Annotated in this window: 17 protein-coding genes; 13 read left to right on the top strand and 4 right to left on the bottom strand. The window is 58.3% G+C overall.

Going from position 1 to position 19,725, the window contains the following annotated elements; translation table 11 throughout:
• Positions 1-64: 64 nt before the first annotated feature.
• Together AACT07_RS05505 and cra are read right to left on the bottom strand one after the other, a co-directional pair.
• On the bottom strand, positions 65-1,258 hold the full coding sequence (locus AACT07_RS05505) for an aromatic amino acid transport family protein (RefSeq protein ID WP_069526851.1): 1,194 nt from the start codon (positions 1,256-1,258) through the stop codon (positions 65-67).
• Between the two features lie 565 nt (positions 1,259-1,823).
• Positions 1,824-2,810 carry a catabolite repressor/activator gene (gene cra, locus AACT07_RS05500; RefSeq protein ID WP_069526850.1) on the bottom strand — a complete coding sequence of 329 codons (987 nt, stop codon included), beginning with the start codon at positions 2,808-2,810 and terminating at the stop codon, positions 1,824-1,826.
• Positions 2,811-3,106: 296 nt separating this feature from the next.
• Between cra and fruB the strand changes: the two genes are divergently transcribed.
• Genes fruB through fruA form a run of 3 tightly spaced genes read left to right on the top strand, consistent with a single transcriptional unit; the run spans position 3,107 to position 6,917 of the window.
• Complete coding sequence (gene fruB, locus AACT07_RS05495; protein ID WP_069526849.1) at positions 3,107-4,207, top strand: fused PTS fructose transporter subunit IIA/HPr protein; 1,101 nt, start codon at positions 3,107-3,109, stop codon at positions 4,205-4,207.
• Complete coding sequence (gene pfkB, locus AACT07_RS05490; RefSeq protein WP_069526848.1) at positions 4,207-5,196, top strand: 1-phosphofructokinase; 990 nt, start codon at positions 4,207-4,209, stop codon at positions 5,194-5,196. The genes fruB and pfkB overlap by 1 nt, the downstream gene beginning before the upstream one ends.
• Complete coding sequence (gene fruA, locus AACT07_RS05485; protein ID WP_069526847.1) at positions 5,193-6,917, top strand: PTS fructose transporter subunit IIBC; 1,725 nt, start codon at positions 5,193-5,195, stop codon at positions 6,915-6,917. The genes pfkB and fruA overlap by 4 nt, the downstream gene beginning before the upstream one ends.
• Before the next feature lie 745 nt (positions 6,918-7,662).
• On the opposite strand, the gene rne is transcribed toward fruA, so the two are convergent.
• A complete protein-coding gene (gene rne / locus AACT07_RS05480; RefSeq protein ID WP_069526846.1) occupies positions 7,663-10,713 on the bottom strand; it encodes a ribonuclease E in 3,051 nt (1,016 codons plus the stop codon).
• 413 nt (positions 10,714-11,126) lie between these two features.
• Between rne and rluC the strand changes: the two genes are divergently transcribed.
• A complete protein-coding gene (gene rluC / locus AACT07_RS05475) occupies positions 11,127-12,071 on the top strand; it encodes a 23S rRNA pseudouridine(955/2504/2580) synthase RluC (RefSeq protein ID WP_005351815.1) in 945 nt (314 codons plus the stop codon).
• Positions 12,071-12,733: an HAD family hydrolase gene (locus AACT07_RS05470; protein ID WP_069526845.1), complete on the top strand. Its 663-nt coding sequence runs from the start codon at positions 12,071-12,073 to the stop codon at positions 12,731-12,733. The genes rluC and AACT07_RS05470 overlap by 1 nt, the downstream gene beginning before the upstream one ends.
• 100 nt (positions 12,734-12,833) lie before the next feature.
• On the opposite strand, the gene AACT07_RS05465 is transcribed toward AACT07_RS05470, so the two are convergent.
• Positions 12,834-13,415: a Maf family protein gene (locus AACT07_RS05465; protein WP_069526844.1), complete on the bottom strand. Its 582-nt coding sequence runs from the start codon at positions 13,413-13,415 to the stop codon at positions 12,834-12,836.
• A 118-nt stretch (positions 13,416-13,533) separates the two neighbouring features.
• On the opposite strand from AACT07_RS05465, the gene yceD reads away from it, so the two are divergent.
• From yceD to fabF, 8 genes are all read left to right on the top strand, one after another.
• On the top strand, positions 13,534-14,055 hold the full coding sequence (gene yceD, locus AACT07_RS05460; protein WP_069526885.1) for a 23S rRNA accumulation protein YceD: 522 nt from the start codon (positions 13,534-13,536) through the stop codon (positions 14,053-14,055).
• Between the two features lie 19 nt (positions 14,056-14,074).
• Entirely contained in the window at positions 14,075-14,242 is a 168-nt protein-coding gene (gene rpmF, locus AACT07_RS05455) for a 50S ribosomal protein L32 (RefSeq protein ID WP_005300935.1), read from the top strand.
• Positions 14,243-14,251: 9 nt separating this feature from the next.
• Complete coding sequence (gene plsX / locus AACT07_RS05450) at positions 14,252-15,271, top strand: phosphate acyltransferase PlsX (protein WP_069526843.1); 1,020 nt, start codon at positions 14,252-14,254, stop codon at positions 15,269-15,271.
• A 7-nt stretch (positions 15,272-15,278) separates the two neighbouring features.
• On the top strand, positions 15,279-16,238 hold the full coding sequence (locus tag AACT07_RS05445) for a beta-ketoacyl-ACP synthase III (RefSeq protein WP_040065495.1): 960 nt from the start codon (positions 15,279-15,281) through the stop codon (positions 16,236-16,238).
• A gap of 71 nt (positions 16,239-16,309) precedes the next feature.
• Complete coding sequence (gene fabD / locus AACT07_RS05440) at positions 16,310-17,245, top strand: ACP S-malonyltransferase (RefSeq protein ID WP_069526842.1); 936 nt, start codon at positions 16,310-16,312, stop codon at positions 17,243-17,245.
• A gap of 13 nt (positions 17,246-17,258) precedes the next feature.
• On the top strand, positions 17,259-17,993 hold the full coding sequence (gene fabG, locus AACT07_RS05435) for a 3-oxoacyl-ACP reductase FabG (RefSeq protein ID WP_005351850.1): 735 nt from the start codon (positions 17,259-17,261) through the stop codon (positions 17,991-17,993).
• A gap of 158 nt (positions 17,994-18,151) precedes the next feature.
• Complete coding sequence (acpP, locus tag AACT07_RS05430) at positions 18,152-18,388, top strand: acyl carrier protein (protein ID WP_005300909.1); 237 nt, start codon at positions 18,152-18,154, stop codon at positions 18,386-18,388.
• A gap of 82 nt (positions 18,389-18,470) precedes the next feature.
• Complete coding sequence (gene fabF, locus AACT07_RS05425; RefSeq protein ID WP_069526841.1) at positions 18,471-19,712, top strand: beta-ketoacyl-ACP synthase II; 1,242 nt, start codon at positions 18,471-18,473, stop codon at positions 19,710-19,712.
• The last annotated feature ends 13 nt before the right edge of the window (positions 19,713-19,725 follow it).

Below are 19,725 nucleotides of genomic sequence, written 5' to 3'. Positions count from 1 at the left end.
TAATAAAAAGCCCCGTCAAGTTAATTGGCGGGGCTTGGCTATTTGGGGCATTCAGTATCTGGGATTACAGCGCTGGCAGCATTCCAAGGCTGACGCTGATCTGTACGCCGACAATCAGTAAGCCCATGGCGGCGGCCACTCCCAGCGCCACTACGCCACCCGGGGCGCGGTAGTGGTGGGCTGGCGCCTGTTTGCGGCTCTGCCATACCAGCGCAACCGGCAGCAGTACCGCGAGGATCGCCAGCGCAATGGCAGCGTATCCGAGGGCCATGATAAAGCCCTGCGGGAAGTAGAGGGCAAACAGCAATGGCGGCACAAAGGTGATAAGGCCAGTCTGGGTGCGGCCCTGCCAGTTGTCCTTGCGGCGGGTCACCTTGGCCATAAAGTCGAACAGCCCCAGAGTCACCCCGAGGAAGGATGTGGCGAGTGCCAGATCGGCAAACAGGTGCATCGCCTGATTAAACGCAGGCCAGCTCACCAGCTTGCCGACGTTGGCCAGCAGGCTGTCCAGCGCGCCGCCTGTTTGCAGCAGGGCTTGCTGGCCGAGCAGACCGAGGATCGCCACCTGCCACAGCACGTAGAGGATCAGCGGCAGGGCTGAGCCCCAGACAAAGACCCGGCGCAACTGCTTGGGGCAGTCACCAAGGTAGAGCATCACACTCGGAATGGAGCCGTGAAAGCCGAACGAGGTGAAGATGACCGGCAGGCCCGCCAGCAACAGGCCCTGACCTAGCGGCATCGAGAGCAGATGCTGCCCTTCGGTGCGTGGTAGCAGCAACGCCAGCACCACCACCATGATCACCAGTTTGACAGTGAACATCAGCCGGTTGAGGTAATCCACCGATCGGGTACCGACACAGACCATGCCGCCAAACAGCAGAGTAAAGGCCCAGGCGGCCTGCTCCTGGCTGAGGGGCATGCCCGCATCGGCCAGCGCCTGTGCCAGCAGGCTGCTGCCGCCGCTGATGTAGGCGGAGGCCAGCGAGTAGAACAGCATCAGGATACAGAAGGAGGCGATGCGCTTGCCCCATGGGCCGAGCAGATGATCCGCCAGCTGGTGCAGGTACCACTTGCCGGTGTTGAGGCTGGCCTCTACTTGCAGCATGGCGGTGAAGGCCATCAGGGCCCAGAGGCCGACCATCAATATCAGGGTGGCGGGGCCGCCGAGAGAGGAGGAGGCCAGCGGCAGGGCCAGCATGCCAGCGCCTATGGTGGTGCCGGCAATCAACAGGGTACAACCCAGGGTTTTGGTATTCATGTTATCCATCCGAACGTAGCGGTGTCAGTGCAAACAGGCGATGTCAGCAGTGACGTCAACAAGAGGGGGCCAATTGGCGTTATCAGAAGGTGCCTCCGGTGATAGGGCCGGAGGCTAGCAATATCGGAACGGGAACATCTGTACCTAAAACCTGTCAGTTGTAAAAGATGGTTGCCACGTTAGCGGATCAAAATAGCGGAAACAACCCCTTTTACACGGATCTTGTGCTGGCTTGTGGCAACAAGTGGAAATAAATGATGACAGTGATGGCTAATTGCAGGAAAAAGCACCGAACAAATGACTGGCAGGGGCTCATTGATACAGGTCAGCCAAGTGGTTGCAGCACGGATGGGGGAGTGCCTTGTCGTGGCGTTGGCGTTGGCGTTTAGTTGCGGGGTGAAAGGTGTGTGGAGGCCGGTTGTTTAGTCGGCCAGACGGTAGAAAATGCAAGGCGGGCGGGTAGGGTTGTGGGGGAAAACAATAAGGCTGCCGATGCTGGCAGCCTTATTGTCATCTGTTCGCTTTACCCACCCATTGACAGCAAATCGGGTCTGCAGCGGTCAGGTTAGCGACGGCGCTTGAGGGTGCGGCTCACATAGTGCAGCCCGCTCTGGTAGTCGCCGTTCACCGCCTTGAGTGCCAGCTCCAGCGCCTGGCTCGCCAGCGCGTCGTGCTGCTGGGGTAGGGAGTTGATGCCAAAGGGGAGGAAGTCGAGCAGGCGATCGTCCCCGAAGGTGGCCATGGCGAGCTGGCTCATGTCGATCTCTTGCTCCAACAGGTAGTCGAGTACCCCCTCCATCAGGATATAGGAAGTAGTGATCAGCGCTTCGGGCAGTTGACCCAGCTGCTGATGCAGATCCTTGATCAGGCGATACCCCTCAAGGCGGGAGAAGTGATCTCCCTCGCATAGGTGGCGAGCCGCGCTGTGACTGGCGACAGCCTGCTCGAAACCCGCTTTGCGCTCCTGACTGATCGTGAGTGCTGGCAGCGCGGTGATCAAGGCGATATGGCGCAAGGTCGGGGTGAGCAGGGAACTGGTGAGATCAAAGCTCGCTTTCTCGTTTTCACTGGCGACAGTGACGAACTTGTCGGTGGCCATCGCCCGGTCGATGGCGAGGATTTGGCTGCCTTGCGCCTGCAATTTACCGTAGAAGGGGTCGTCCGGCGGCAGGCAGCTGGCCACCAGCAGGGCATCCACATGGCGGCTCACCAGCATCTGGGCCAGCTCTTTTTCGGTAGCGGGCTCATCTTCCGAGCAGACGATAAGCAGCTGATAGCCCTGCGCCCGGGCCCCCTGTTCCAGCCGTTTGGCCAGCTTGGCGTAACTGGCGTTCTCAAGGTCGGGCAGGATAAAGCCGAGGGTCTTGGTCTGGCCGCCACGCAGGGAGGCGGCGCGGCTGTCCGGCTGATAGTTGTGGGCGGTGACCACGGCCATTACCTTGTCGCGGGTGGCTTGGCTGATGCGGTATTGGTCGGCCTTGCCATTGATCACATAGCTTGCCGTGGTGCGCGAGACACCGGCGAGGGCGGCGATTTCATCCAGTTTCATCATATTGGCTCTGTTTGAGTTGCAAGGCCCACGGTCACTGCCGGGTGAGGGCACCGAAAAGTGTGCGCGGGATCATATCATTGAAAAGCACTTTTGGTGGGTACTTGATCAATTCGCTGAAACGATTCAGTCTGAGTGTAAGTGAAACGATTCAGCCTGTCAGCAGCGAAGAGACCCAGTGGCCTGAAAATCAGGCTCCGATCACAGTCAACCGTGTTCGGGTCTATTGTCAGCTGGCGAGTTATCCGAATGTTCAATTGTGACGTACCGGCGCGGCCGGAACCTGATGGAGAGTCTCTATGTTGAAGTTGGCGCGAGAGCAGATCTTGCTGGGGCAGTCGGTGGCGACCAAGTCGGACGCCATTGCCCTGCTGGCAGGCAAACTGACTGAAGCCGGTCTGGTGGAAGCGGGGTATGTGGATGGGATGCTGGCCCGTGAAGCGCAGCATGCCACCTATCTTGGCAGCGGCATCGCCATTCCCCACGGCACTACCGATACCCGTCATCTGGTGAAGAGCACAGGCGTCATGGTGGCCCAGTTCCCCAATGGTATCGAGTGGGATGAGGGGCAGATCGCCTATGTCGCCATCGGCATCGCCGCCAAGTCCGACGAGCATCTGGGCATTTTGCGCCAGCTCACCCATGTGCTGGGTGACGAGCAGGCGGCAGCCCAGCTCAAAGAGGCCACCGATGCCGACACCATCATCAACATCCTGACTGGCGCCACTGCCGCCAAAGAGGTGCAATACCTGACCCTGGCTGACTTCCCGGCCGATGATCGCGACCAACTGCTGCTGGGAGCAGCCGCCCGCGCCAAATCGGCGGGCTGGGGCGATGCCGCCATGGTGAGCGCCCTGCTGGCAAGCGATCCTGCCTATCTGGGCGAGGGCGTCTGGTTGGCCCGGGCGCAAGCGGCCCAGACCGGTTGGGTGCTGGCCACCCCGAGTAGCGCCATCACGGCAGGGGAGCTGCCGGTCAGCGCTATGCTGCTGCTGTGCGCCGCAGATAGCGGCCATCTGCCGCAACTGGAGAATCTGGCCAAACTGGCGGCTGCTGGTCAGCTGGCGACGCTGGCGGGCGGCGAGGGGTTGGCCATGTTGCAGGCAGGGCCAGCGAGCGGTCTTAGTGAAACCTTCACCATCATCAACCCCCACGGCTTGCACGCCCGTCCCGGCGCCATGCTGGTCAAGGTGGCCAAAGAGTTTGCATCCGACATCCGGGTGGCCAATCTGGATGGCAGCGGCGAAGCGGTTTCCGCCAAGAGCCTGATGAAAGTGATCGGCCTTGGGGTCAAATGCGGGCACCGTCTGGCGTTTCGCGCCGAAGGGGCTGATGCCGAAGCCGCCCTCAAGGGGATCGGTGAGGCGATCGCCGCTGGTCTCGGCGAGGGGGCACACTGATGAAGATTGTCACCATTACCCTCAACCCCGCCCTCGATCTCACCACCCGCCTCGAGGCGATGAGCCTTGGTGAGGTCAATCTGGTGAGCGAGGCCAACCTGCGCGCGGCGGGCAAGGGGATCAACGTCGCCATGGTGCTCAAGGATCTGGGCCGCGACGTAGGCGTCACCGGCTGGCTGGGCGCAGACAATGAGCAGAGCTTTGTCTCCCTGTTTGCCGAGCGTGCGCTGGATGATCACTTTGTCCGTGTCGCGGGCAGCACCCGCATCAACGTCAAGATCTCCGAGCAATCCGGTCGGGTCACCGATCTCAACCTGCCGGGACTCACCATCCAGCAAGGGGAAGTGAGTGCGCTGGAGCAGGCCATCGACGAGTTGGCTCCGCATGCTGAGTGGTTCGTGCTGGCGGGCAGCCTGCCCAAAGGGGTGGCCCCCGATTACTGCGCTCATCTGATCCGCCTGCTCAAGGCCAAGGGCAAGCAGGTGATCTTCGATTGCAGCGGCGCGGCGTTAAGCGAAGGGATCAAGGCGGCGCCGACCCTGGTCAAACCCAATCTGGAGGAGCTGAGCCAGTGGGCGGGTCGACCCATCAAGACCCTGAGCGAGCAGGCCGAGTGTGCCCGCGCGCTGCAGGCCAGCGGCATCCCCAACGTGGTGATCTCCAACGGTGCCGATGGTCTGATCTGGTTTGCCCCGGATGCCGTCTGGCAGGCCATTCCGCCGCGGATGCAGGTGGTCAGCACGGTAGGTGCTGGCGATTCTCTGGTGGCCGGTCTCGCCCATGGTCTCAGCCTCGGCTGGGCGCCGGAGCAGACCCTGCGGCTGGCCACCGCCGTCTCGGCCTTGGCGGTCAGTCAAGTGGCGGTCGGCTTTGACGATATCAATGTGCTCAACCCCTTACTTGAACAGGTGCGCGTAGAGCGTCTGGATGCGCTGGCACCGGTTCAATGCCATACCCCCTCAATGGAAAACTCAGGAGATGCCCAATGAAAGCAATCTTGGTTACGGCTTGCCCGGCGGGCATTGCCACCAGCTTTCTCGCTGCAAAACGGATAGAACAGCAGGCCAAACTGGCTGGCTGGGAACTCACCCTCGACGTCGGCTCCAGCGTGCAGCCCCGCCAAGTACCGAGCAAGGAGCAGATTGCCGCCGCCGATCTGGTGGTGGTTGTCGCCAGTGCCCCGGTGGATCTCGCCGCCTATGATGGCAAGCGAGTCTATCAGGGCAGCATGGATCTCGCCCTGCAGGATCCGGCTGCCTTGCTGGAAGCTGCCACCAGCGGTGCCAGCGTCTATCGTCATCAAGCCGCTCCCGCTGCCGCCAAACCGGCCGCTGCTGGCAAGCGCATCGTGGCGGTGACAGCGTGCCCGACTGGCGTTGCCCACACCTTTATGTCGGCAGAAGCGCTGGAGACCATGGCCAAACAGCTGGGTTATCAGATCCGTGTCGAAACCCAAGGCTCGGTCGGTGCCCAGAACGCCCTGACTGCCGAGGAGATTGCATCTGCCGATCTGGTATTCCTCGCCACCGATATCGAAGTGGACATGGCGCGCTTCGATGGCAAGCAGGTCTATCGCACCAGTACCGGTGCGGCGCTAAAGAAAACCCGCGCCGAGCTCGACAAGGCGTGGAGTGAGGCGAAAACCTATCGCCACAGCGGTGCCAGCCAGCCCAAGAAAGAGGAGAAGGCAGGCCCATACAAGCATCTGCTGACCGGTGTCTCCTTCATGCTGCCCATGGTGGTCGCGGGCGGCCTTATCATCGCGCTCTCGTTTGTGTTCGGTATCGAAGCGTTCAAGGTGGAAGGCACCCTGGCCGCCGCCCTGATGAAGATCGGTGGCGGCTCTGCCTTTGCCCTGATGATCCCAGTGCTGGCCGGTTACATTGCCTACTCCATCGCTGACCGCCCGGGTCTCGCTCCCGGCATGATCGGCGGTATGCTGGCAAGCTCGCTGGGCGCCGGTTTCCTCGGCGGCATCGTGGCCGGTTTCCTGGCCGGTTACAGCGCCAAATACCTGAGCGACAAGGTGCGCCTGCCGGTGACCCTGGAAGCGCTCAAGCCCATCCTGATCATTCCGCTCTTTGCCAGCCTCTTTACCGGTCTGGTGATGATCTACGTAGTGGGTGGCCCGGTGGCCGGCATCATGAATGCCATGACCACCTTCCTCAACAACATGGGCTCTGCCAACGCCGTGCTGCTGGGTGTCATCATCGGCGCCATGATGTGCTTTGACATGGGCGGTCCGGTCAACAAGGCGGCCTACGCTTTCGGGGTTGGTCTGCTGGCCTCCAAAACCTACGCCCCGATGGCCGCGGTGATGGCCGCCGGCATGGTGCCGGCACTGGGGATGGGGATCGCCACCTTCTTGGCCCGCACCAAGTTCATCAAGGCGGAGCAGGAAGCGGGTAAAGCCTCCTTCGTGCTGGGTCTGTGTTTTATCTCCGAGGGGGCCATTCCGTTTGCCGCCAAGGATCCGATGCGCGTTATCCCGGCCTGCATGGTCGGCGGCGCCCTGACCGGTGCGCTCTCCATGCTGTTCGGCTGCGAGCTGATGGCACCCCACGGCGGCCTGTTTGTGCTCTTTATCCCGAACGCTATCAGCAACGTCATGATGTATATCGTGGCGATTGCAGCAGGGTCACTGCTGACCGGTGTCTCCTACGCCATGCTCAAGCGCGGTGAAGAGCAGGCCAAGCTGGCCACGGCCTGATAGCTCATCCTCGATAACAGAAGATGATCAATGCCGCCCGGTTGCAAAACCGGGCGGCATTTTTATATGCCTTTTAAACAGAATCGTTGAGCAGCGGTTACTGAAGTCTCGCATATCAGGGCCAGCGTCAGGCTCAGTTTCAACACTTAATTGTGTGGGGAAGGACCGTAACCAATATCCCGTGTATAGATTGTGCTGCCGCTAGGATAGGGGGGAACTGGCGAGCTTTCGGGAAGCCAATCTGTATCAGCGACAGTTACCTATATGTACATCTGTGTAGATGCAACCTGAGTTGATCATCAGTTAAACAAGACCTGAGGCAGGTTTGCTTTATGACAAACCTCCTCAATTCTGCGAAAGGGGGATTCAGGTTTTGGTACAACCGAATGCCCTAGTTGGCAAGTATGCATTGAACCAGACGGTTCCATATCAAATGAATCTTGAACCCCACACCAGCCCATTGCAGACCGTCATCTATACAACTTTTTGTATGCCAACAAACAAGATTTTAAACAAACAAAATCAGTTGGCCTCAATGCTGAACATAGGCGCTGAAAAACTGGCTTCTCTGTTACGTGAAAAAGTAAACATGAGTTAACGCAGTGTTCAATGATAGAGAGATAACAGACAAAGCGGCTTTGCAGAGCATGGGTATTAATGTGTCTGTGAGTGCACAGGGGAAAAGAGAAATAAAAAAGCCACACCGGTTGGTGTGGCTTTTGTTTAGGGGGTCAACCTGGGTTGCTTAGGGGCGACCGGCCGGGCAGGTGGCCACGTTGACGGCGGCAGTGCTGCCACCATGACGACCTGATGTGCTCACTTCGTTGCGTACCAGCGGCGGGTAGTTAACCGGCTCACGAGCAGGCAGGGCAGGGGCTTCGGCAGGGGTTGCCATCGGGGCGGATGCTTTGCGGGCACGAGCCAGCAGGCCAGCACCGTGAGCTACCTGTTTGGTCACGACCGGAGTCTCTTCCACCGCAACCGCAGCGACAGGAGCCGGTGTTTCGACAACAGCAGCTGGCATTTCGACTGCAGCCGGTACAGCTTCCACGACAGGAGTGTTGACTGCAGGGGCTTCTTCAACAACCGGAGCGGCGACAACGGCAACTTCCGGCTCTGCTGCAACCACGACTTCTGCGACAGCGTCAACAACCGGGCTAGCGGCCACATCAGCTTGAGTTGCTTCAACCTGAACAGCAGCCTGCTCGGCAGCTTCTTCAGCAACGGCTTCGACAACCACATGCTCGGTCAGTGCCGCAGAGGCTTGCAGGGCAGCAGCGACGGCTTCAGCGCTCGGGATGGTAACAACAGGCACTACCGGCTCTTCAACCTGCGCTTTGGCAATGTCTGCCTGGGCTGCGGTGGTCAGAGTGGTGGTATCTTGCTGTTCTTCGTCACGTTGGCTGCGGGCATCTTCGTTGATGCGCTTGCGGCGCTGACCTTCGATACGCTGGCTGCGCGGAGTGCGGCGTGAACGGCGCTGGCCTTCACTCTGCTCTTCCTGCTCGTTACCCACGGTGGCATCGATCACTTCAGCTTGCGCTGGTACTTCTTCAACCGGCAGGGCAGGGGTGTCAGCAGCGGCGACATCGACGCGGATCTGCTTGCGCAGTTGGCGACGTTCGCGGCGCTCGGCCACTTTCTGCTCTTTCTCCTGACGTGGCTGGACGGCAGTTGCATCAACGGCGTCTACCGCTTCAACAACGACTTCGGCGCGCGGCTCACGGGGAGCACGAGGTTCACGGGCAGGACGTGGCGCACGTTCCTGCCGCGGTTCGCGAGGCTCACGCTCCTGACGGGGTTCACGTTCCATGCGTTGTTCGCTGCGCACTTCGCCACGAGCTTCACGCTCCTGACGAGGCTCGCGCTCTTTACGTGGACGGCGATTGCGGTTTTCACCGGCTTCGCGGTTGCCACCTTCACGCTTCTCGCCAGCTTCCGCATTGTTGCGGTTGCCACGATTGTCGTCACGACGAGGACGCTGACCACGGCCACGACCTTCTTCGCGCTGGTGACGTTGACCTTCATCCTTGCGTGCTTCACGAGCTGCAGGTTTCTCGGCGGGAGCTTTCACGTCGGCAGGGGCTGCATCGCTGCTGAACATGCCGGTAATGCCTTTGATCAGCTTGCTGAAGAAGCCGGCTTCGGCAGGGGCCGCAGCAACGGGAGTCGCCGGCTGTTGCGGTGCAACAGGGGCCGGTTGTGCCGGTTGGGCAAAGCCTTGCAGCAGCGGTTGCTCACGCTCGATCACCTGAGCTTGCTTCGGTTGGTAGACCGGCTTGGCAATCTCGGTTTTCAGCTCGTAGCTGGCCGCTTCCGGGATCTCGTTCTGACGAATGCGGGTCACTTCGTAGTGCGGAGTTTCCAGATGCTGGTTCGGAATGATGTAAACACGCACATCATTGCGCTGTTCCAGACTGGCGATGGCAGCACGCTTCTCGTTAAGCAGATAGGCGGCAACATCCACCGGCACCTGGCCGTGAACCTGCTCGGTGTTGTCCTTCATGGCCTCTTCTTCGATGAGACGCAGGATGGACAGGGCGAGGGATTCGTTGTCACGGATCACGCCTTGACCTTGGCAACGGGGGCAGATATGGCTGCTGGACTCGTTGAGGGAGGGGCGCAGACGCTGGCGAGACATCTCCAGCAGACCGAAACGGGAGATCCGGCCAAGCTGGATGCGGGCACGATCCTGATGCACCGCTTCACGCAGACGGTTTTCCACTTCGCGCTGATGGCGAACCGGGGTCATGTCGATGAAGTCGATTACGATCAGGCCACCCAGATCGCGCAGACGCAATTGACGGGCAATTTCGTCGGCCGCTTCCAGGTTGGTTTGCAGCGCAGTCTCTTCGATATCGCCGCCCTTGGTGGCGCGGGAGGAGTTGATATCGATGGAGGTCAAAGCTTCGGTCGGATCGATAACAATGCTGCCACCGGAAGGGAGGCGCACTTCACGCTGGAAGGCTGATTCAATCTGGCTCTCAATCTGGAAGTGGTTGAACAGGGCAACTTCACCCTTGTACAGCTTCACACGGTTGAGGAAATCGGGACGTACCAGCTCGATATGGGCCTTGGCGCGTTCGAAAATCACCGGATTGTCGATCAGGATCTCGCCCACATCGCGACGCAGATAGTCACGGATGGCACGCACGATGACGTTGCTTTCCTGATGGATCAGTACCGGCGCAGCGCGCTCCTGGGAGGCCTTGTGGATGGAGTCCCAGTGGTTGAGCAGAACGTTCAAATCCCACTCCAGCTCTTCCGGAGACTTGCCTACACCGGCAGTGCGCACGATCAGGCCCATGCCTTCCGGCACGGTCAATCCGCTCAGGGCTTCTTTCAGTTCAGTCCGCTCATCACCCTCGATACGGCGGGAGATACCACCGGCACGGGGGTTGTTGGGCATCAGTACCAGGTAGCTACCTGCCAGGCTGATAAAGGTGGTGAGGGCTGCACCCTTGGTGCCACGCTCTTCCTTGTCGATCTGGACGATAACTTCCTGACCTTCGCGGACCACTTCTTTGATGTTGGGACGACCCTGATAGGAGTAACCGGAGGGGAAGTAATTGCGGGCGATCTCCTTCAACGGCAGGAAACCGTGGCGCTCGGCGCCGTAGTCGACAAAAGCAGCTTCAAGGCTGGGTTCTACGCGGGTGATCTTACCCTTGTAAATGTTCGCTTTCTTCTGCTCGTGTCCCGGACTTTCAATATCCAAATCGTAGAGCTGTTGTCCGTCAACCAGCGCTACGCGCAACTCCTCTTCTTGAGTTGCGTTGATAAGCATTCTTTTCATTGAGTTCTCATTATTGTGTCATTTTGATTTCCTCCATCTGGGTCCTGCCAGCGCCGGCCTCGGGTCTTCAGCATACTGGGGCAACCTCCCGGTTGGGGTATGCATGAGGCGCAAACTAAGGGCGTTCTGGTCATCACTTCTCGAGAAGGAATGAATAAGGATGCCGAAATGGAGACAAATAAACGGTGATGTTTGTGTTCTCCATGCGTTGTACCTCGCACCCGGGAACCGTCATGTTCTTGTATACACGGTGTTTCGGGATTGGGTGGCATACTTTTTGGCCACTTAGTACAAGGCTTGAACACAATGACAAAACCTTGTTTATTATCCCATTTAAACCTCTTTTATAGCAAGGCGCCATTTTTCAACAAACCATGCAGCCAAGGGGCGCTGGCAGTGTTAAAATCCGCGCCATGACACAGATACAACAACAAGTGCAGCTGCTCACCATCGAAGCTGAGCATGACGGGCAGCGCATCGACAATTTTCTCAAGACTCAGCTAAAGGGCGTCCCCAAGAGCCTGATCTATCGCATCCTTCGTAAAGGTGAAGTGCGAGTAAACAAAAAGCGCATCAAACCGGAGTACAAACTCTGCGCAGGCGATGAGGTGCGGGTCCCCCCCGTGCGCGTTGCCGAGAAGAATGAACTGCCATCGGCCAACCTCGGGGTTATCCAGCGTCTGGAGAGCCAGATCCTGTTCGAAGACGATGCCATGATCGTGCTGAACAAGCCCTCCGGCATGGCAGTACACGGTGGCAGTGGCCTGAGTTTTGGCGTTATTGAGGGGCTGCGAGCCCTACGTCCGGAAGCCCGTTTCCTCGAATTGGTTCATCGACTGGATCGCGACACCTCTGGTGTATTGCTGGTTGCCAAAAAACGCAGCGCCCTGCGCAGCCTGCATGAACAGTTGCGGGTCAAAACGATGCGCAAGCAGTATCTGGCGCTGGTGCGCGGCAAATGGCAGGCTCACGTCAAGGTGGTCAATGCCCCGCTGCGCAAAAACGATCTGCAGTCAGGTGAACGGGTGGTGCGGGTCAGTGCCGATGGCAAGCCCTCCGAAACTAGGTTCCGTATCGTGCGTCAATTTGCCGAAGCGACCCTGGTCGAGTGCAGCCCCATCACAGGCCGAACTCACCAGATCCGCGTGCACACCCTGCATGCCGGTCACCCGATCGCCTGTGACGATAAGTACGGTGAAGCGGCGTTTGACGAGAAAATGCGCAGCCAAGGTCTGAAACGGCTCTTTTTGCATGCCTGGAAGCTCAGCTTCACCCATCCGGCTGATGGTCGCGAAATGCAGGTAGAAGCGCCGCTGGCACCTGAGCTCGACAACTTCCTCAACGGCTTGCCACGCTGATGCAGGATATCCGACTCGCCATTTTCGATTGGGACGGCACCCTGATGGATTCGGTAGCCCGGATTGTTGCCTGTGTGCAAGGGGCCGCCAGAGATTGTGAGCTGGCGGTACCTGCACCAGCCCAGATCCGGCAGATCATCGGATTGAGCCTTGATGTCGCCATGTCCCGTCTATTCCCTTTAAGTAGTGGCAGTGGTAGTGCCTTTGATGAGCGCCAGATTGCCGCACTCATCGATCGCTATCGTCATCACTATCTGCACGATGCCACCCCCAGCCCGTTGTTTTCTGGGGCAGGGGAGTTGCTGCATGATTGGCGGTCACGAGGGCTGCAACTGGCCGTCGCGACCGGCAAATCACGCCGTGGGCTGGATCGGGTATTGGATGAGACCGGGCTGCGCCCGTCGTTTGTGACCAGTCGTGGGGCCGATGAGGCTCGCTCCAAGCCTGATCCGCTGATGCTTGAGCAGATCCTGGACGAGCTGGGGCTATCACCCCGTCAGGCCGTAATGATCGGCGACTCTGTTCACGATATGGCGATGGCCGAAGCAATCGCCATGCCGCGTATTGGCGTTACTTGGGGTGTAGATAGTCGTGATGCCCTCGGTCGTCACGGGCCTGTGGCGGTGGTGGATTCCATGGCGGCTCTTCGCGCGCTGTTATAAACGCCTCTCTTTAAGAGACATCGATCTGATTGATAACAGAAGCCCGGTGTATTGACCGGGCTTTTTATATTCTCGTTCTAGCTTATCTATTCGTCCGCAATCAGGGCAGGGCAATACCGTGGCGCTCCAGCAGCTCGATCAGGCCGATCAGCGGCAGACCGATCAAGGCGTTAGGATCGCGCCCTTCCAGCCCCTTGAACAGCACGATCCCCATCCCTTCGCATTTGAAACTGCCCGCACAATCGAGGGGCAGTTCAGCCTCTACATAGCGGCGAATGGCGGATTCGTCGAGATCGCGAAAGTGGACCGTAAACGGTTCAATCAATTGATGAATCTCATTGGTTGCAGCGTTAAGTACGCACAGCCCGGTGTAAAAGGTGACGCTGCGACCTTGAGCCGCCATCAGCTGGGCGATGGCATTGTCGATGGTGCCCGGTTTGCCGAGGATGTGATTATTGCAGACACACACCTGATCAGATCCGATGATCAAGCCGTGATCACGATGTTGGGCGACAGCATCAGCCTTGGCACGAGCCAGTCTTGCCACCAGCGCCTCGGCGGATTCGCCAGCCAGCGGGCGTTCATCCACATCGGGAGCCGCACATTCAAAGGGGAGGCCAAGCTTCTCCAGCAGGGCTTTGCGATAGCGAGAAGTTGAGGCGAGGATCAGATTCTGTGGCATAATCAGGTACCGATGAAAGCAAGTACCGGCATTCTAGGGACTTGTGGCGTTAAAATCATCGGCGGTAAGGACTTTTTCCTTTGACTATCAGTTGTTGGACCTATATTATTCGCGCCCTATGCAAAAGGTGAAGTTGCCCGTTAAGGTTGATCCAGTCCGTAGTGCCTTGAAGCTGCTCGACTATGTCGGGATAGTGGAAAAGTCGCAGATGCCCAGGCTGGAGGAATCAACCGCTGGCTTGCGGAGTGATATCGAGGTATCGCTGCACTTTGGCAAAGATGTCCAGAAGTTAACCGTTATGAAAGGCACTGCCCATGCCAAGGTTGACCTGGTTTGCCAACGTTGCGGAGAGACTTTCGAACATCTCTGTGAAGCTGAATTTATCTACACTCCGCTGTTCGAAAGAACAAACGAGGAAGAACTGCCGGAAGCTTATGAGCCCATTGAGTTGGACGAAAACGGCGAGATGGATCTTCATCAAATCCTGGAGGATGAACTCATCCTCTCGTTGCCTCAGGTAGCCATGCATTCTCTGGATGTGTGTCCCCGCGGTAACATGGAGATGACTTGGGGTGAAATCGAACCTGCTGATGAGCGGCCGAATCCCTTTGCAGTTCTTGAAGAGCTTAAACGTAAGTGAATTTAGGAGTTAGCCTACAATGGCCGTACAACAGAACCGTAAAACCCGTGCCAAGCGTGGCATGCGTCGTTCCCACGATGCGCTGACCACCGCTGCCCTGACTGTTGATCAGACCAGTGGCGAAATCCATCGTCGTCACCACGTGACTGCCGATGGTTTCTACCGCGGTAAAAAGGTAATCGCTTAAGGATTGCCTTTGTCTACGCAAACTGTCGCGCTAGACATCATGGGGGGAGATATTGGCCCCTCGGAAACAGTGCCTGCCGCCGTGCAGGCACTGTCTCTTTTACCCCAGCTAAAACTGATGCTGGTCGGCGACCAGCACCAGACCTCCTCTCTGCTGCAGCAACATGGCTTGCTGAATCATCCCCGAGTCCGTTTCGTACATGCATCCCAAGTGGTTGGCATGGGCGATAAACCGATCGTGGCGCTGCGTACTCTGAAAGACTCCTCCATGAGGGTGGTACTCAATCTGGTGAAAGCCGGTGAGGCCGATGCTTGCGTCAGTGCCGGCAATACCGGTGCGCTGATGGCGATGGCCAAGTGCGTGCTCAAATCCCTGCCCGGGGTCGATCGGCCGGCACTTATCAAGGCGCTGCCGACATTGAGCGGCAAGCGCACCGTGATGCTGGATCTCGGCGCCAACGTCAGTTGCGATGCGGATACCCTGTTGCAGTTTGCCGTGATGGGCTCCGTCGTAGCCGAAAAGGTCGAAGGGATTGCATCCCCCCGTGTTGCCTTGCTCAACATCGGCGAGGAGGAGATCAAGGGCAATGATCTGGTACGCCACAGTGCCGAATTGTTGCGCCAGTGCCACGCGCTCAATTATGTCGGGTTCATCGAAGGAGATCGCATCTTCAGCGGTGACAGCGATGTGATCGTCTGCGACGGTTTTGTCGGCAATGTCGCCCTCAAGACGGCCGAGGGGGTGGTGCGGATGATGGCCCAGCTGGCCGGATATCCCCGCAAGAAACGCACTTTTCTTGGCCGGATCGCCGGATTTATGTTCAAACGGCGTTTTTCTTACCTGAACCCCGACCAGTATAACGGGGCAAGTCTGTTAGGATTGCGCGGCATTGTGGTAAAAAGTCATGGGCGGGCCGAACGGCGCGCTCTGTGTAATGCGATCCTGCTGGCCGCACAAGAGGCCAAACATCAACTTCCACTGCAAATAGCAGATCGCCTTGAAGCTGTCTTCTCTGACAGGGATCTATAAGAACTCTATGCATAGCAAAATTCTGGGTACTGGCAGCTACCTGCCGAGTTCAGTGCGTACCAACGCCGATCTCGAGCAGATGGTTGAGACCAGTGATGAGTGGATCGTGGAACGCACCGGTATCCGTGAGCGCCGTATTGCCGGTGCTGACGAGACCGTTGCCACCCTCTCTTACCAGGCCGCTCTGCGTGCCCTGGATGCAGCCGGTTTGACCGCTGCTGATCTCGATATGATAGTGCTGGCCACCACCAGTGCTGAAAATGCCTTCCCGGCTGCCGCCTGCGAGCTGCAGGGGCTGCTCGGCGTACCGGGCATTCCTGCCTTTGACGTGGCAGCGGCCTGTGCCGGTTTCACCTACGCGCTCTCCATTGCCGATCAGTTCGTCAAATCCGGCGCTGCCCGCCATGTGCTGGTTGTCGGGGCCGATGTGCTCTCCCGCATGTGCGATCCGCAAGATCGCGGCACCATCATCCTGTTTGGTGATGGGGCAGGGGCTGTGATTGTCGGTGCCAGCGAGACGCCTGGTATCCTCTCAACCCATCTTCATGCCGATGGCCGTTATGGTGAGCTGCTCAAGCTGCCTCATCCCCGTCGCGGCATGCCGGGTGCCGAGCTCGAAGCCTACATGTATATGAAGGGCAACGATGTCTTCAAGGTCGCGGTCACCCGTTTGAGCGAGATCGTAACCGAAACGTTGGCCGCTGCAGGTATCGAGCCGAGCGAGCTGGACTGGCTGGTGCCGCATCAAGCCAACTTCCGCATCATCAGTGCCACCGCCAAGAAGCTCGGTATGAGCCTCGATAAAGTGGTGCTGACCCTCGACAAGCACGGCAATACCTCTGCCGCTTCTGTTCCGGTCGCCTTCGACGAAGGGGTGCGGGATGGCCGGATCAAACCGGGTCAGCTGGTACTGCTGGAAGCCTTTGGTGGCGGTTTTGCCTGGGGCTCGGCGCTGGTTCGCCTCTGATCTTCGGCGGGATGGTGCGCCCATCATCCCGTCACCGATTTCATTTTTGTCTTATCTAAAAGGAATCAATGATGACCCAATTTGCCATTGCCTTCCCGGGACAAGGTTCCCAGTCCGTTGGCATGCTGGCCGAGCTGGCCGAACAACATGCCGTGATCAAGGAGACCTTCGCCGAGGCGAGTCAGGTGCTGGGTTATGACCTGTTTGCCCTGGTGATGAATGGTCCGGTTGAAGATCTGAACAAAACCTGGCACACCCAGCCTGCGCTGCTGACGGCCTCTGTCGCCCTGTGGCGCCTGTGGCAACAGCTGGGTGGGGCAACCCCCGCCGTCATGGCGGGTCACAGCCTGGGTGAGTACTCCGCGCTGGTTTGCAGTGGCGCACTTGATTTTGCCGATGCGGTCAAACTGGTCGAGCTGCGTGGTCTGGCCATGCAGGAAGCGGTACCCGAAGGCACCGGCGCCATGGCTGCTATCATCGGTCTGGATAACGAATCCATCGCCGCCAACTGCGAAAAAGCGGCACAAGGGCAGGTGGTCTCTCCGGTCAACTTCAACTCCCCGGGCCAGGTGGTTATCGCCGGTCACAAAGAGGCCGTTGAGCGCGCCAATGTGCTGATGAAAGAGTCTGGCGCCAAGCGTGCGTTGCCGCTGCCAGTCTCCGTGCCGTCTCATTGCGCGCTGATGAAACCTGCCGCAGAAAAACTGGCAGCTGCGCTGGACGGGATCGAGGTCAAGGTTCCAACCATCGCGGTCATCAATAATGTCGACGTATCCTGTGAACAGGATCCGGCCGCCATCAAGCAAGCGCTGGTACGTCAGCTGTTCAGCCCGGTTCGTTGGACCGAGACTGTCGAGCGGATGGCCAATGAGGGCGTTACCCTCGAGATCGAGATGGGACCGGGCAAAGTGTTGACCGGGCTCGCCAAGCGCATCGACAAGCGCGTGGAAGGTATTCACGCCAACGATGCCGTCTCTTTCGAGCAGGCGCTGGCCCAGATCAAGTAAACAGGAGCAAGTGATGAGCTTTACCGATAAGGTTGTGTTGGTGACCGGTGCCAGTCGTGGCATCGGCCGTGCGATTGCCGAAACATTCGTGGCCCGTGGCGCGAAAGTGGTCGGTACGGCGACCAGCGAGAGCGGTGCCGAGGCGATCAGCGCCTATCTGGGCGACAATGGTTGCGGCATGGCACTGAACGTGACCAGCCAAGAATCCATCGAAGCCGTCTTCGCCGCCATCAAGGCGCGCTTTGGCGACATCGACATCCTGATCAACAACGCGGGGATCACCCGTGACAACCTGTTGATGCGGATGAAAGATGACGAGTGGAACGAGATCATCGATACCAATCTGACCTCGCTTTATCGTCTGAGCAAACCGGTGTTGCGTGCCATGATGAAGAAACGTCACGGTCGCATCATCAGCATTGGCTCCGTGGTGGGAACCATGGGCAATGCCGGTCAGGTCAACTATGCTGCCGCCAAGGCCGGTCTGGTTGGTTTTACCAAATCGTTGGCGCGGGAAGTGGCATCCCGTGGTATCACAGTGAACGCGGTTGCCCCCGGTTTCATCGAAACCGACATGACCCGTGCCCTGAATGACGATCAACGTGCCGGCATCATGAGTCAGGTGCCTGCCGCCCGTTTGGGTGATCCAAAAGAAATTGCCGCAGCTGTGGTATTCTTGGCTTCTGATGAAGCAGCCTATATCACCGGCGAAACCCTGCATGTTAATGGCGGGATGTACATGGTGTAATCAATTTGTCGTAAGATCTGTTCAAATTTGCGATAGTACGCCGAAGTTTGGCACATTTCGTGGTTTGACCAGCGGCAAGCTACTTGCAAACTCACGTCAATTGAATAAACTACCCCAACCAGACGCAAATAGCGTATTTTTAAAGGAAAATTCAGGTCATGAGCAACATCGAAGAACGCGTAAAGAAAATCATCATCGAACAACTGGGTGTTAAAGAGGAAGACGTTAAGAACGCTGCCTCCTTCGTCGACGACCTGGGCGCTGACTCTTTGGATACCGTTGAACTGGTAATGGCGCTGGAAGAAGAATTCGATACCGAAATTCCTGATGAAGAAGCCGAGAAGATCACCACTGTTCAAGCGGCTATCGACTACATCACCGCTAATCAGGAATAAGTTCCTGTTCTAAGAGAAGCGGCCCAAGGGCCGCTTCTTTTGTATTTGTTCCCTTTCAAAACACCTCTCGGAGACTACCTCAGTGTCAAAACGCAGAGTCGTGGTGACCGGCTTGGGGATGCTTTCCCCGGTGGGTAACACTGCCGAATCCAGCTGGCAAGCACTGCTCAACGGGCAGAGCGGCATTTCCCTTATCGAACATTTTGATGCCAGCGAGTTTGCAACCCGCTTCGCAGGTCTGGTCAAGGATTTCGATCCCGAGCAGTACGGTATCAACCGTAAAGACGCTCGCAAGATGGATCTCTTCATTCAATACGGCATCGCGGCCGGTATGCAGGCGCTGGATGATTCCGGCCTGACCATCAATGAAGAGAATGCCGAACGTGTCGGCGTGGCGATTGGCTCCGGTATCGGCGGTCTGGGTCTGATTGAACAGAACCACGAAAGCTTGGTCTACGGCGGCCCGCGCAAGATCAGTCCCTTCTTCGTTCCGTCCACCATCATCAATATGGTGTCCGGTCATCTTTCCATCATGAAAGGTCTGCAAGGGCCGAACATCGCCGTGACTACCGCCTGTACCACAGGTACCCATGCCATCGGTATGGCTGGCCGGATGATCGCTTACGGTGATGCCGACGTGATGGTCGCCGGCGGTGCCGAGAAAGCCTCCACCGCGATGGGGATGGGTGGCTTCGCTGCCGCCAAGGCACTCTCCAACCGCAACGACGAGCCGCAAAAAGCGAGCCGTCCGTGGGATAAAGATCGCGATGGTTTCGTGCTGGGTGACGGTGCCGGTGTACTGGTGCTGGAAGAGTACGAACACGCCAAGGCCCGTGGCGCCAAGATCTACGCCGAGCTGGTAGGTTTTGGCATGAGCGGTGACGCGTACCACATGACTGCGCCTCCTGCAGATGGCAACGGTGGTGCTCGCGCCATGAAAAATGCCATCAAGGATGCTGGCATTGCCCCCGAGCAGATTGGTTACATCAACGCGCACGGTACCTCCACCCCGCTGGGTGATGTGGCTGAACTGCGTGGCATGAAGTCGGTGTTTGGTGAGCACGCCAAATCCCTGATGGTCAGCTCCACCAAGTCCATGACCGGTCACCTGTTGGGCGCCGCCGGTGCCATCGAGGCGATCATCACAGTGTTGGCCCTGCGTGATCAGGTGGCTCCGCCCACCATCAACCTGGACAACCCGGATGATGAGTGCGATCTGGATCTGGTACCCCATGTGGCCAAGCCAGGTAGCTTCGAGTACGCCCTTTCCAACTCGTTTGGTTTTGGCGGCACCAATGGCTCACTGATCTTCAAACGCGTATAATTTGCCGCAGGGC

The sequence above is a fragment of the Aeromonas sp. ANP5 genome, assembly GCF_963870295.1.
GTDB lineage: Bacteria > Pseudomonadota > Gammaproteobacteria > Enterobacterales > Aeromonadaceae > Aeromonas > Aeromonas veronii.
This window is presented reverse-complemented; position numbering and strand designations above follow the sequence as displayed.

What these genes read in the sequence shown, in the direction of transcription:
- AACT07_RS05505 (WP_069526851.1), bottom strand. Translation starts at nt 1,258, where the DNA reads ATGAATACCAAAACCCTGGGTTGTACCCTGTTGATTGCCGGCACCACC.
- cra (WP_069526850.1), bottom strand. Translation starts at nt 2,810, where the DNA reads ATGATGAAACTGGATGAAATCGCCGCCCTCGCCGGTGTCTCGCGCACC.
- fruB (WP_069526849.1), top strand. Translation starts at nt 3,107, where the DNA reads ATGTTGAAGTTGGCGCGAGAGCAGATCTTGCTGGGGCAGTCGGTGGCG.
- pfkB (WP_069526848.1), top strand. Translation starts at nt 4,207, where the DNA reads ATGAAGATTGTCACCATTACCCTCAACCCCGCCCTCGATCTCACCACC.
- fruA (WP_069526847.1), top strand. Translation starts at nt 5,193, where the DNA reads ATGAAAGCAATCTTGGTTACGGCTTGCCCGGCGGGCATTGCCACCAGC.
- rne (WP_069526846.1), bottom strand. Translation starts at nt 10,713, where the DNA reads ATGAAAAGAATGCTTATCAACGCAACTCAAGAAGAGGAGTTGCGCGTA.
- rluC (WP_005351815.1), top strand. Translation starts at nt 11,127, where the DNA reads ATGACACAGATACAACAACAAGTGCAGCTGCTCACCATCGAAGCTGAG.
- AACT07_RS05470 (WP_069526845.1), top strand. Translation starts at nt 12,071, where the DNA reads ATGCAGGATATCCGACTCGCCATTTTCGATTGGGACGGCACCCTGATG.
- AACT07_RS05465 (WP_069526844.1), bottom strand. Translation starts at nt 13,415, where the DNA reads ATGCCACAGAATCTGATCCTCGCCTCAACTTCTCGCTATCGCAAAGCC.
- yceD (WP_069526885.1), top strand. Translation starts at nt 13,534, where the DNA reads ATGCAAAAGGTGAAGTTGCCCGTTAAGGTTGATCCAGTCCGTAGTGCC.
- rpmF (WP_005300935.1), top strand. Translation starts at nt 14,075, where the DNA reads ATGGCCGTACAACAGAACCGTAAAACCCGTGCCAAGCGTGGCATGCGT.
- AACT07_RS05445 (WP_040065495.1), top strand. Translation starts at nt 15,279, where the DNA reads ATGCATAGCAAAATTCTGGGTACTGGCAGCTACCTGCCGAGTTCAGTG.
- fabD (WP_069526842.1), top strand. Translation starts at nt 16,310, where the DNA reads ATGACCCAATTTGCCATTGCCTTCCCGGGACAAGGTTCCCAGTCCGTT.
- fabG (WP_005351850.1), top strand. Translation starts at nt 17,259, where the DNA reads ATGAGCTTTACCGATAAGGTTGTGTTGGTGACCGGTGCCAGTCGTGGC.
- acpP (WP_005300909.1), top strand. Translation starts at nt 18,152, where the DNA reads ATGAGCAACATCGAAGAACGCGTAAAGAAAATCATCATCGAACAACTG.